Genomic DNA, 13,307 nt, shown 5'->3' with positions numbered 1-13,307 from the left:
GCCCTCATTCATTATGAATAGAGGGTTTTTTGGTATTTTTTTACGTGTTTAGACGTGGTAATTGTACCAAATAAAGTGCGTGTAAGCAAATGGGTTATTCGATAACAGAAATGTGACAAAGTTATACAAAAAATTATAAAAAAGCACAAAAGATACTTATTACTTACATACCTAAAAATAGAAAATAATTCTAAATATCTATATTATTACAAGAATTATATGGTAATATTTTCGATAGGGAACGGCCGCTCCTAATCTGAAATATTGGAGGATGAAGATGTTGAAAAAGTTATTACTATTCCCTTTTGCCTTAATGCTCATCTTGTGCTTACCTATTTATGCAGGTGCAGAAGGTGTACATAATGACCAAGCTCCTCAAATAAGTGAATCAGAAATCATAAAAGTCTACAAAGCCTCAGCTACGGGATTGTCAGAAATTTCAGTAGAGGAGTACAATGAAATTCTTGCACAAGGTCAAGCTTTAGAAGCTGCTAAAGAGGGGCTGATACCAAGTATACCCCTGTTCATAACGGACTCTTCCTTTGATGATGCTTCTGTAATTGCACCTAGAGATGCTTATCAAACAACGATATACTCCTACCAACAAAATGGTTATGTCTCATATGTCACTAGAAGTGGTTTGACTAGAAGAATCTCTCAGCCTGTATATAATAGTGCTTCTGCAAATTCGTTGTTAAACATTAGCTATTCAGTATCTCAAGGCTATATCGCGAATACAAGCTTTGGTGTAACCGCAAAACAAACAGCTGTAAGTACTGGTATTACTGGTGGCTCATCATGGTCTAATACTTATGGTGGCAGTAACACGACAACTGCATCAGTGAATCCTTACAATTATGCTTGGATGGAATACACGCCGATTATGAATAACTCATTTGGTGTGATTACGGAGAAGACCTATGCCAATGTTCAGGGTTCTTCAGTTCTTGTAGGCACTACTAGTTATGATGTTGATATTTACATGGCGAGATTATTAAGCGGTTCGTTACCAGATGGCGTATATGCCATTAAACAAAGCGCTTCTAACCCAGGTTGATTTTTGCCTGAAAAATAACAGCTTAAACTAAAAGAGTTGCAGAAATGCGACTCTTTTTTTTATTTAGAGAACATAATTCATAAGAAACTGTACACAATTCCATTTTTCAGTGCAACCTTCCAAGTTTTGGAACGTCTTAGTAAAGAGTGACGGAAGAGATCTGCTTAGAACAAGACATTCCGTAACGATATTATGATCCGTGCAAGCGGTATCTATTACATTTTTGGAGGAATGAGAATGCGCAAATGGGGTCTGCATTACTTATGTTTATTAATTCTTACGGTAGTCTTGGCGGGTTGTGGCTCAGCGGATAGAAATTCAGCGGCAGATAGTTTGGCAAAAGAAAATGGTAGTACGAGTAACGACGCAGCAGTAGAGGTACAATCGCAAAGCTCGATGGCCTCAACAGCGGATCAAAGCACTTCGGCAGCTCCTGAGGCAGAAGCAACTGGCAGCGAGAATATGGCTGTAAAGGGCTCCACATCAGAAAATACAGATCAAGCAAGTGCAGGATTTACTGGTAGCGATGTAGTAGCGGGCTTGAACAAGAAGCTGATCTATAAAGCGAATCTTAACATGGAAGTAGAAGACTATGGAAAAGCACAGACTGAAATACGTAATTTAGTAACCATGGCCAATGGATATATTATTGAGTTTAATGAAAATATGTCGCAGTACGAGCAAGGTGGGACGTTTATCCTTAAGGTGCCTGCCTCCGGATTCTCACCTTTTCTGAATAAATTAGAACAAGTAAAACACGAATCTCTACAGCGCAGCATTCAAGGTCAGGATGTCTCAGAAGAGTATGTTGATCTGGAGTCACGTTTGAAGGCAAAACAGCTAATGGAAGCACAATATACAGAGTTTATGAAAAAAGCGACGAAATCCACTGATCTGGTCGCCTTCGCGAACGAGCTTGGTTCGATTCAAGAAAGTATTGAGCAGATTAAAGGTAGAATGCGTTATATCAATCAGAATGTATCCTTTTCTACGGTAGAATTGAGAGTGTATCAGACGGATGAAAGCATTGCTGTGAAGGAGAAGGAGGAGCAAGGGCCGTTACTGGAACGTGCTTCAGATGCTCTTAAAGGAAGCTTAAATGCGTTATCTGTTATGTTTCAGTGGATTGTCGTTATCCTTGCAGGAGCGTTACCGATCCTCATTGGAGCAGCTATAATTTTAGCTATTGTTTTAGTTTCCCGTAAAAATATTCGCGAGCGTCGGGAGCAGCAGACCGAGAGAATTCGTCAGCGAAATAAGGAGCTGAACAGAGAGCAAGCCATCCCTGCGGCAACAGAGCCTAAGGAGGCGGTTTCAGAGGATAATTCGAAGGCTAATAAGGACTCAGAGGACTCAAAGAAAGAATAGCCCTGCAAGCATAAACGCCCTCGGCGTCTTCATAAAGACGGTAAGCGTTTAAGCGAGAAATATATGAATAATGTATAACGTGAAACTTATACTTTCTTATATTTTAAGAGAAAAAAACGGTTGTCATCCTAAAAGGACGACAACCGTTTTTTTTATGTGCTGAGGATTGATGTTTAGGCAGGCTGGAAGAGTATACGATACTCCCCGTATCCTTCCTTCTCCAAATCCTCTTTCGGTACAAATCGTAGCGCCGCCGAATTTATGCAGTAGCGTAAACCGTTTTCTCCGGGACCATCGTCAAAGACATGGCCTAGATGGGAATCCGCTACTTTGCTGCGCACTTCAGTGCGGACCATCAAATGACTGAGATCCGTCTTTTCTTTCACAGCGTAGTCCCGGATGGGACGAGTAAAGCTTGGCCAGCCGCAACCGGAATCGTATTTATCCTGCGAGCTGAATAACGGTTCGCCAGATACGATGTCTACATAAATACCATCTCCATGGTGATCCCAAAAATCATTCCGGAAAGGAGATTCTGTTGCACTGTTCTGAGTGACTTCATATTGAAGAGGGGTTAAACGTTCTTTCAAACTTTGTTTGTCCTCTTTATGTGTCCAGTGGGTTTCGATAAAATCCTCTCGGCCAGAACCTTTACGATAACGTTTGTAGTGGCCTGGATTCTTATGATGGTAGCCTTGATGATATTCTTCGGCAGGATAGAAGGTGGTTGCCGGGAGAATCGGGGTTACAATCGGACTAGAGAATCGACCGCTTGCTTGCAGAGCTGCCTTGGAAGCTTCTGCTTGTTCTTTTTGTTCGTCCGAATGGGTAAAGATTGCTGTTCCGTAAGAAGTCCCGCGATCATGGAATTGTCCACCTGCGTCGGTAGGGTCAATTTGCTGCCAGAACAGCTCAAGTAACTTGCTATAAGGGAAAATATCTGGATTGAACGTAATTTGTACAGCTTCAACATGTCCTGTCGTTTCAGAACAAACTTCTTCATAGGTTGGGTTCACTGTATGACCGCCGGTATAGCCAGAGACGACACTAATGATACCTGGCAATTCTTCGAACGGCGAGACCATGCACCAGAAGCATCCACCTGCAAAGGTTGCTTTTTCTGTCTTGGTATTTATATGGTTAGTCTGATGTTCACTCATTGATATCCCTCCATTCACATAATGCAATTAAATAGATCACAATTTAATTATAAAGCAAATACTAACTGCCTGCCAGTTTGTAACCGATAAGTTCTTTCGCTATCGGTTATTCTTCGCTTCTTGAGAGCGCGGACGCAAGCTCAGTCCAGCGATAATTAGCACAGCGACATAGGCGATGATGGCAATAACCGCACTTACAGGGTCCTGGAACAGATGATCTCCGAGGAAAGCGTATAATGCAATCCCCGGTATTTTTCCTATGCCGGAAGCTGCAATATAGCTCCAAAAAGGCAGACCAGCTGCTCCAGCGTAGATGTTAACAGCTGTTTGGGGAATGATAGGCACGAGTCTTGCTAGGACAATCGAAGCGAAAGGTCGCCGCTCAATGCCTACTGTGAACTTTTCGAGTGCGGGAATAGAGGCTAAATAAGCTCTCGCTTGGCTTTGAAACAAGTACTTCACAACGCCAAAAAGGATTGCAGCAGCCAAATTAGTAGCTAGCCAGCAAATCAAGGCTCCCGCTAAACTTCCGTATGCATAACCGAAGAATCCGATGACAGCTTTATAAGGAACAACTGGAAACAAAGCAAGTAAAGTTGCGATCCCTATAGAACTGAAAAGATTATGATCCTCTTTCATCCAGCTTAGGATGTCATATCTGTAGATAAACGCAAGGATTGTACCCGAAACATAAAGAATAATCGAGAACCATTTCTTCATAGATAATATGCCCCTTCTTCCACTCATTCATCTCATCATACGGGATATGAAGTAAATATTGAAGTAAAGATCAATTGTCAGAGAATGAGAAGCAGGTATAATAGCATTTGTAGAGAACAAAGAGAAAAGAACGATATATTGAAGTGTTAAGAGGGGGATGGATCAGTGATTGTACCTGAACGTAAAAGAGTCGCCATAATAGGAATCGGCAATATAGCCCGCAAAGTATATTTACCACTGCTCTCTCAGCATGATTATGCCGAGGTAGTTGGTGTTCTCAGTCATTCACCGACAACGGTGGAGCAGGCCGTTCATACCTACCGTTTTCCTAAAGGGACGACGAAGCTGGAAGAGCTGTTATCTTGGGATCTGGATGCAGTATTTGTACATAGCCCAACAACTACTCATTATGATATAGTAACAAAATGTCTCGAACGTGGGATTTCGGTATATGTAGATAAACCACTTTCCTATGATCTAGAAGAGTCCAGAAGGATGGCAGAGCTAGCACAAGATAAGGGGCTTTTGCTAGGAGTGGGCTTTAATCGCCGTTTTGCCCCAATGTATGTCACCGCCAAGCAATGGCTTGAAGAAGTTGGCGGAATTAGCCATTGCAGTGCGATTAAACATCGAACGAAGCTACAGACAAGCACCAGCCGCGAAACCGTGCATGATGATCTTATCCATATGCTTGATTTGCTGTTGTGGTTATGTGGAGATCAGTATGAACTGCTTCGTAGTCATCTTCACTCTAGTGGAGAAGGTCGTCTGCTGCAGGCATCTGGAATGTTAGGCTGGAAAGATAGTGCAGTTGGGATGTACAGTATGGTTCGTGAAGCTGGTATGGATTTGGAGAAGCTTGAGCTGCACGGAAATGGCAGATCAGTGGAAGTAGTGGATCTAGAAAAAGCCATTCTTTTTGAAAAAGATACCTTACCGCATATTCAAGGCTTTGGAAGCTGGGATACTGTACTCGATAGAAGAGGTTTTAGTGGAGTGGTGAATAATTTTCTTAGCAACATAAATACACCGGAGCTATGCAGCATTGCTGCTTCAGCGGTACTGCCTAGTCATATGCTGGCGGCACAGCTTGCTGAATGAGGTCTCTGAGAAAGGAGAAGAATATATGGAGGATAACCGTAAATTAGTGGAGGAACAGATCATCGAAAGCTATAAGCGCGAAGAAGAGATGATGATTCTTGTATTCGCTCAGTGGTGTGTAAATAATGGACTCGATCCACATGCTCTATACTTGCAGGCTTATCCGCAGCAGGAAGGGAATGAAGCTTTGCGTCAGGCACTTGCCCTCACGGTTTCCGCGGAGGAAGCGGGGGACATTTCTGATGACACCGTTTTGGGTGTACTTTCGCTTTTTGGAAATGATGACTTGGCACAAATCGTAACTGAAGCGATTGCTCTAAGGGGATCTAAAGGACCAATGGGGGATTGACATTGGGGATATAATAATAGAGTCAGATGAACTTTTTTCGGTAAACGATGTTCATCATGGTTAAAATGTGTTAATATTATATATACTAACTAATAGTAAGTTTCGCTAGTGAGAGGTGAGAACAATGGAAGAACATCAATTTGCGATGTGTCCCAGATTTGAAACAGCCTTCTCTTTCTTAGGCAAACGTTGGAATGGACTTATTATTCAGACATTGATGAGTGGACCGAAGCGTTTTAAAGATATCTCCGGCCTCATTCCTTCAATGAGCGATAAGATGCTGTCCGAGCGGATGAAGGATTTGGAAGGTGAGGGTATCCTGGTTAGGCATGTATACCCAGAAACACCCGTACGTATTGAGTACGAATTAACAGACAAAGGCCGTGCATTGCAGCCTGTTATGCAGCAGATTCAGTCTTGGGCTGAGAGCTGGGTAGACTAAAATTCACAGTGATGTTGTGGCCCTTTTTCCGGAATGGTGGAAAAGGGGCTTTTCAATTTCTAAATATTAGACAGTGACAGTATTGTTCCAATCCTTTATGCTTGAAAAAAACTTGCACAGTTTAAAAATAATTGTAATATAATAGAAAAACATTGTATGATCCTTGAATGGAAACGCTCGCGTATTGGTTTTTGCTCAAATCTACTCAGCTGGAGTACAGGCATAGCAAAACTATTAGGAGGCGAGGGAGATGAAGACGAAGACGACCCTGTTTTCCCGGGAAATAACGTATGGAAAAAAGGATGTTGCTGAGCTAGAGAATGCTTCTATCAAAGTACAGCTCATCTATGACAAGACGTTGTTCATGCTGCATAGCCATCTTCCTGATTCCTTATGGGATGCGTGGATTGGCGTGCCTTACAGCATTATCTCTTCACTCTACAAAGGAAACAATGATAGTGGGACTATTTTTCAAAAATGGATTCAAAGTCCGACCGGCTGGAAGTGTATTGGTTGTGAACGGCACTGTCTGGAGTCCACGGAACCTCCACAGGATGTAAATGCGGCGAATCATGGGCGACAATATAAGTTTCATAACGGCATTCGCCAGAGTATGGTGCTTCAAGCCTTAATTTGGTCCATGTACGAGAATACCATATTATTCAAACCCTTTTTAGGCGACGAGCCTTTTTTTGACGATGATGATTTGCATACGATATCCTCTTATTTCGTTCCAACTTATCTTAATGAGTTCCACCTTATTGAGCGGTCTAAGCCATGTAAAGAATACAAAGATCAGGATATACGAGTCTTTCAGGAATGGATTTCCGCACCTGATCTTGTCCTTAAATGGAATGGTGGCTTGACGGAAGGCAGATGGATGACCGGTGTTTATATGGATCACTCCCGTTTTGCCGGATTAGGACCTTATTTGAAGGATTCAAAGGGACAGCGGACGTATATGCAGGCTTATGTGCAATAAATTGAGTTGAAAAAGCACCTTTGTAGGCAAAGGTGCTTTTTTGCGTTTACGTTGCATGTACAACAATCTCCAATTTCGTTCAAAAATAAGATACAATTTCCGTGCGTACAATCACAAGTCAAAGTTCCTTTCAGGGTTAAGGTGAGCAAGTGGATAAGATTTATTCAGAACCTAATCCCATAACCCAAGGAGGAGCTATAATGGAAACTAAACAACTTAATGATAGTATTTCGGATTCGAAGCAAGCACAATCGGTACAGGCTGGGTTTACCCCAGATGCACTAGTGAGGGATATTGTATTACAGTTCCCTAAAGCGGCAGATTATTTCAAAGCAAAACGGATTGATTTCTGTTGCGGTGGAGCTAAACCTCTTGCTGAAGCAGCTGCTGAGCGTGGTCTGGATCACGAGATAATCATCGGCGATCTAAACAAGCTGTTCGAAGAGTATCCAGTACCCCAAGAGGAAATCGTTTGGAATACTGCACCTTCAGAAGAATTAATTGACCATATTATTAACAAACACCACCGTTATCTTCGTGAAGAGCTACCCCTCATTAGCCAAAATGTAACTAAGGTATATCGAGTGCATGGCGGAGATTCTCCCCATTTGGTGGAGTTATATAACTTGTTCAACACACTTAAGGAAGATTTACTTGAGCATACGGCTAAAGAAGAAGAAGATGAGTTTCCTAAGCTGTTGACATACGCTGCTAATCCTAGTGAAGAAGGCCTGACATCGCTTCGTGAGTCATTGTCTGAGCTGGAGAGTGAGCATGATGGTGCGGGCGATATTTTGAGGAAAATACGTAGTATAACAGATGATTTCACTCCACCGGCGCATGCTTGCACTACCTATCGATTGACATATGCCCGGCTGGAAGAGCTGGAGAGTATGACTTTTGAACACGTTCATTTGGAGAATAATATATTGTTCCCTAGGTTTCAGTGAAGATGAATAGTGTTCTAAAGAGTCCCTTAGGGGGCTTTTTTTATAGGGAATTATAGAATGTACAGAAAAGCGGATAACTCCGTTGAAAAAGGTAGCAGAAATGATCGTGAAAAATATGGGTAAGATCGATTGATGGATGGATGGATGGCAGGCGGAAGGATTGCTTAAAAGCGGACTACGAGATAGCGCCGAATGAGCAGAAAGAGGGGGATAAAGGTTAGCTTTCAAAGTTTTTTGCCAATTTTTAATATCATTGGGGAGATAATTAAAGATACTGAGAAGTAAGCTTGTTATTACTTATTTGAGAACATGGCTTGTTTAAGTTATCCTTAAAAAGACAGTATACATAACTTTACAAGCCTGAGACGCTATATGGTCATTAGGCGGGACAAGGCGGTGCCAGGATGCCCATGCGATCTTTGTGGAAATTGATGCTAGGATTAGTCATTGTATTCATAATAGTTGGATGCTCTACTAACAATGACGGCAATAGTAATGCTAATAATGGTGTGGCAGGATCAGAGGGACCGACAATATCGATAAGGGTTGGAGATAATGAACTGCTTACTAAACCATCAGATAGGTTACTTAGTGGGAGTTATAGAAATGGAATATCGATCATGGAGCTACTGAAAGGTAGTAATGTTGCCACATTTGCTGAGGATAACTCAAGCATTGTTTCGGTAAAGGATTTTTCGCTAGAGGCGGGAATGGTTTGGGAGCTTCAGATGGGCGGTCAAATCATTGGGAATGCGGATTGGAATAATACTGTAGGGTATGATTCACAGCTAGTCTTCACCGCGAAGTCGAAGGACCATCAAGCACCACTTCAAACTGTAAGGCTGACCTTGAACGGTGGAAGTGTTGAAGTAGACTTGCATCATACGTATATTATGTTATTTGAAGAGGATTTAACTGTAAGAGATCTGCTCAAAAGCTGTAGCAGCGTACAGTTGGCCGATGACAATAAAAAGGTGCTTTCCGTCGACGATTATACTCCTCTTAGTAATGAAGAATGGAAGCTGAAGGTGAACGGAAAACAACTACTCGATGATGGAATGGATATGAAGCTCAAGGCTCAAGATGAATTGGAGATTTTATTGACTTTACGCTAAAAAATCGTACATTAAGCCAGATCAACGGTTGTTCAGAATCGTTAATCTGGCTTTTTATGTGGAAAAGATATCTAACAATTATCAGTACACTAAAGTGTGAAAATATTCACAATTGAAGTGACTGCAATCACAATGACGACTTGAATTTGAACCGTATAATTCCAATATGTAGAAGAGAAATTGATCAGGTATTCATAAGCTTGAGGAGGCACCTAACCATGACAACGATAAGAGAAAAACTAGTATTAGTCGGCAACGGTATGGCAGGCATAGGTACGATTGAGCAGATATTGAAGCTGGGTGGAGCTTATGACATCACGGTTTTTGGAAGTGAACCTCACCCCAATTACAATCGGATCATGTTGTCTTATGTTCTTGAAGGAAGTAAGACCCTTAATGATATCATCCTAAACGACTGGAATTGGTATGAAGACAATAATATAACTCTACACACGGGAACAACGGTGACACGAATTGATGAAGGCTCGAAGCAAGTTGTTACGGATAGTGGGATGATAGTCCCCTACGACAAGGTAATTATTGCGACAGGCTCGAATTCGTTTATTTTACCTGTACCTGGCAGTGATAAAGAGGGCGTTGTAGGATTCCGAGACATTTCAGACTGTGATGCGATGCTGGCAGCGGCCAAACAATACAGCAAAGCGGCTGTCATCGGCGGGGGTTTGCTTGGGTTGGAAGCGGCAAAAGGTCTTGTGAACCTTGGTATGGATGTTACCGTAGTTCATTTGATGGAAGATCTGATGGAGCGTCAGCTTGATCGGAATGCCTCCTCGATGCTGCAAGCTGAGCTGGAGCGTCAAGGCGTGAAATTTGCTATGGGCAAACAAACGGTAGAATTGAGCGGGGAACAGAGAGTAAGTGGATTGCGTTTTAGTGATGGCAGTACGCTTGCTGCAGATTTTGTGGTAATGGCTGTTGGAATCAAACCGAACGTGACATTGGCAAAAGATAGCGGAATCTCCGTAAATCGTGGGATCGTGGTGGATGATTATTTGCAAACTTCCATGCAGAATATATATTCCATCGGCGAATGTGCTGAGCATCGCGGTATGTGTTACGGACTGGTGGCTCCACTATTTGAACAAGGCATGGTTCTAGCTAAACATTTATGTGGTAGCGATACCAAGCCTTATGAAGGTTCGATTGTTTCCACGAAGCTTAAAATATCTGGGGTGGATGTATTTTCTGCAGGTGAGTTTTTGGATTGTCCTGAACACACTGTGATCTCAAGCAAAGATGAATGGAAGAAAACTTATAAGAAAATTTTGCTCAAAAATAATGTGATTGTCGGTGCGGTTTTGTTCGGTGATGTAACGGAGTCCGCGAATCTGCAAAAGCTAGTAAAACAAGGCGCAGTAATGACCGATGAGATTTATACGGAGGTTATGGGAACGGGCTGCTGCGGTGGCGGAGCTAAGAAGAGCACATCCGTAGAAGCTATGGCGGACGAAGAAATTGTCTGCGGCTGTAATGGTGTAACTAAAAAAGCGATCGTAGATGCTGTTACTGAACATGGTTTTACTACTGTGGATGAGATCAAAGCATGCACTGGCGCTACTCGCTCTTGTGGTGGTTGTAAACCCGTAGTAGAACAAATCCTGCAATTTGTCTTAGGTGACAGTTTCCAGCAAGCTGCTAAGCAAGGTATTTGTGGGTGCACAACGCTTAGCCGTGATGAAATTGTTGCTGAAATTACAGCTAAAGGTCTTAAAACAACAAAAGAGGTCATGAATGTACTCGGTTGGAAACAAGAGGAAGGCTGCTCCAAGTGTCGTCCGGCGATTAACTATTATCTAGGGATGATGAACCCTGATACCCATCAAGATGAGAAAGAATCCCGATTTGTAAATGAAAGAATGGGTGCCAATATTCAAAAAGATGGAACCTACACCGTGATACCACGCATGTATGGTGGGGTAACTACGCCGGAGGATTTGAAGAAAATCGCCGACGTCTCCCTTAAATATGACGTGAAAGTTGTGAAGGTAACTGGAGGGCAACGCCTGGATCTAATCGGTGTGAAGAAGGAAGATTTGCCTAAGGTATGGGAAGAGCTGGATATGCCTTCAGGCTACGGTTATGCCAAATCCCTGCGTACGGTTAAGACTTGTGTGGGCTCCCAGTTCTGCCGCTTTGGCACACAAGATTCGCTGGGAATGGGCGCGCTCATAGAACGTAAGTATGAACGTCTTGATTTTCCTGCCAAGTTTAAAATAGCTGTCAACGGCTGTCCACGTAACTGTGCGGAATCCTGCACGAAGGATATTGGCATCGTTGGAAATGATGGTGGTTGGGAAGTGTTTATCGGTGGTAACGGTGGGATCAAGCCACGGATCGCAGACTCCTTCTGCAAAATTAAGACCGATGAAGAGTTGATCGAAGTGTGCTCCGCAGTGATGCAATATTACCGTGAGACCGGCAATTATTTGGAGAGAACTTCCGAGTGGGTTGAGCGTATGGGACTTGAGCGGATTCAAATGGTTATTTTGAATAATGAAGATAACCGCAAAGAGCTGGCCGCACGGATTGACTTTGCTCTGACTCAGGTTACGGATCCTTGGAAAAAAATGCTCAATGACAGCAGCACTCGTGCTGCGCTTTTTGAAGAAACAAGAGTCTAGCGGATATAACGCACACAGAAGGGGAGAGACCAATGAATAAGACAACACAAACGTATCCAATAGGATCAGTACAGGATTTCCTGCTGCAGATTGGCCGTGTGGTGATTGCTGGAAATGTGGAGCTGGCTGTATTTCGTACCTCTGACGGAGCGATCTATGCACTTGAGAATCGGAGCCCTCATCCAAAAGGGGGGCCGCTTGCGGAAGGGATCGTTTCGGGTCACTTTCTTTATGATCCACTGTATGATTGGAAAATAGATCTTCGCACGGGTGAAGTTCAGGCACCGGATCAAGGTATCGTTATGACTTATCCAGTCTCCCTTGTCGGAGACATTGTGACAGTGAGCTTGTAGACACCGAAGCTTGTAGTAAAGGATGAAATAGAAAACGGTGGGGTGGAGTACTATGTTTACTCAAAGTGTGGAAAACATTGTCGAGGCGGCAGTCAGCAAGCGAGACCAAATGAATGAAAGTTTACCAAGATATTTTCTAGCAGCCCTTTTGGCAGGAGCATATGTAGGCATTGGGATTATCCTTATTTTTTCGCTGGGAGCGCCTCTAGCGGCTGCCAAATCGCCTTTCCAACCCCTCATTATGGGTGCATCCTTCGGTATTGCCTTGACTCTTGTTGTGTTTGCAGGCTCAGAGCTGTTTACCGGAAATAATATGTTCTTTACGGTTAGTACACTAGCTGGTAGAACAAGTATCTGGGATACTGTAAAGAACTGGGTGCTTGTGTTTGTAGGGAATGTGGTAGGGGCAGTGATTTTAGCACTTTTGATTCGAGGAACTGGACTATTCAGTGCGGCTCCCCCAGAGCATCTGATCTTTGCGGCTGCAGCCAAGAAAATGAGCCTTCCGTTTTCGGAGCTATTTTTCCGTGGAATTCTATGTAACTGGCTGGTCTGTCTAGCGCTATGGATGGCCTCACGCGCTAAAAGTGAAACTGCGAAGCTGGTTCTAATCTGGTGGTGTTTGTTTGCCTTTATTGCGAGTGGATATGAGCACAGTGTGGCTAATATGACGCTGCTGAGTGTTGCTGTGTTGCTCCCGAATCACCCGGACACCGTTACAATTGCCGGATGGGTACACAATATGATACCCGTTACGTTAGGGAATATAATTGGCGGTGGCGTATTCGTCGGCATGGCCTACTGGATGATCTCTCCCGTGCGTGGTACTCAGATCAAGCGTTAAGAGTATATTTATGGTTATAGGGCTGACCTAATTTCGGGTTCAGCTCTTTTTCTAAATATAAGAAAGTATAAGTTTCACGCTATAAATTATCCTTATATTTCTCGCATAAACGCTTACCGTCCATTAGGGACGCCGAAGGCGTTTTTGCTTGTCTTGTGGTATAAAAAAAGACGCCTATGTTAGGCGCCTTTGACCACTCTATTTTATAATGTGCAGAATAATTG

Annotated in this window: 13 protein-coding genes; 11 read left to right on the top strand and 2 right to left on the bottom strand. The window is 43.0% G+C overall.

Going from position 1 to position 13,307, the window contains the following annotated elements; translation table 11 throughout:
* The first annotated feature begins 277 nt into the window (after positions 1–277).
* Both NST34_RS23485 and NST34_RS23480 read left to right on the top strand, forming a co-directional pair.
* Positions 278–1,057 carry a hypothetical protein gene (locus NST34_RS23485; protein ID WP_042190570.1) on the top strand — a complete coding sequence of 260 codons (780 nt, stop codon included), beginning with the start codon at positions 278–280 and terminating at the stop codon, positions 1,055–1,057.
* 237 nt (positions 1,058–1,294) lie between these two features.
* Positions 1,295–2,425: a DUF4349 domain-containing protein gene (locus NST34_RS23480; protein WP_341128853.1), complete on the top strand. Its 1,131-nt coding sequence runs from the start codon at positions 1,295–1,297 to the stop codon at positions 2,423–2,425.
* A 173-nt stretch (positions 2,426–2,598) separates the two neighbouring features.
* Here the strand turns inward: NST34_RS23480 and msrA are convergent, their stop codons facing one another.
* Complete coding sequence (gene msrA / locus NST34_RS23475) at positions 2,599–3,585, bottom strand: peptide-methionine (S)-S-oxide reductase MsrA (RefSeq protein WP_341059928.1); 987 nt, start codon at positions 3,583–3,585, stop codon at positions 2,599–2,601.
* A 99-nt stretch (positions 3,586–3,684) separates the two neighbouring features.
* Positions 3,685–4,305, bottom strand: coding sequence for a TVP38/TMEM64 family protein (locus tag NST34_RS23470; RefSeq protein ID WP_341128852.1), 621 nt, complete (start codon positions 4,303–4,305; stop codon positions 3,685–3,687).
* A gap of 165 nt (positions 4,306–4,470) precedes the next feature.
* On the opposite strand from NST34_RS23470, the gene NST34_RS23465 reads away from it, so the two are divergent.
* From NST34_RS23465 to NST34_RS23425, 9 genes are all read left to right on the top strand, one after another.
* A complete protein-coding gene (locus NST34_RS23465; RefSeq protein ID WP_341128851.1) occupies positions 4,471–5,406 on the top strand; it encodes a Gfo/Idh/MocA family protein in 936 nt (311 codons plus the stop codon).
* 25 nt (positions 5,407–5,431) lie between these two features.
* A complete protein-coding gene (locus NST34_RS23460) occupies positions 5,432–5,755 on the top strand; it encodes a hypothetical protein (protein WP_042190561.1) in 324 nt (107 codons plus the stop codon).
* A gap of 124 nt (positions 5,756–5,879) precedes the next feature.
* Positions 5,880–6,197, top strand: a complete 318-nt coding sequence (locus NST34_RS23455; RefSeq protein ID WP_042129916.1) for a winged helix-turn-helix transcriptional regulator — start codon at positions 5,880–5,882, stop codon at positions 6,195–6,197.
* Positions 6,198–6,447: 250 nt separating this feature from the next.
* Positions 6,448–7,179, top strand: a complete 732-nt coding sequence (locus NST34_RS23450; protein WP_340971915.1) for a hypothetical protein — start codon at positions 6,448–6,450, stop codon at positions 7,177–7,179.
* 200 nt (positions 7,180–7,379) lie between these two features.
* Positions 7,380–8,129, top strand: a complete 750-nt coding sequence (gene ric / locus NST34_RS23445; protein WP_076284448.1) for an iron-sulfur cluster repair di-iron protein — start codon at positions 7,380–7,382, stop codon at positions 8,127–8,129.
* A 404-nt stretch (positions 8,130–8,533) separates the two neighbouring features.
* Complete coding sequence (locus NST34_RS23440; RefSeq protein WP_341128850.1) at positions 8,534–9,244, top strand: hypothetical protein; 711 nt, start codon at positions 8,534–8,536, stop codon at positions 9,242–9,244.
* Positions 9,245–9,462: 218 nt separating this feature from the next.
* Complete coding sequence (gene nirB / locus NST34_RS23435; protein ID WP_341128849.1) at positions 9,463–11,886, top strand: nitrite reductase large subunit NirB; 2,424 nt, start codon at positions 9,463–9,465, stop codon at positions 11,884–11,886.
* Positions 11,887–11,918: 32 nt separating this feature from the next.
* The gene (locus NST34_RS23430; protein WP_042190549.1) at positions 11,919–12,239 is read left to right on the top strand and encodes a nitrite reductase (NAD(P)H) small subunit; all 321 of its coding nucleotides are present in this window, start codon (positions 11,919–11,921) and stop codon (positions 12,237–12,239) included.
* A 52-nt stretch (positions 12,240–12,291) separates the two neighbouring features.
* Positions 12,292–13,083: a formate/nitrite transporter family protein gene (locus NST34_RS23425; RefSeq protein WP_076284451.1), complete on the top strand. Its 792-nt coding sequence runs from the start codon at positions 12,292–12,294 to the stop codon at positions 13,081–13,083.
* Positions 13,084–13,307 lie beyond the last annotated feature (224 nt).

This window comes from Paenibacillus sp. FSL H7-0714, from assembly GCF_038003765.1.
Taxonomy (GTDB): domain Bacteria; phylum Bacillota; class Bacilli; order Paenibacillales; family Paenibacillaceae; genus Paenibacillus_AQ.
This window is presented reverse-complemented; position numbering and strand designations above follow the sequence as displayed.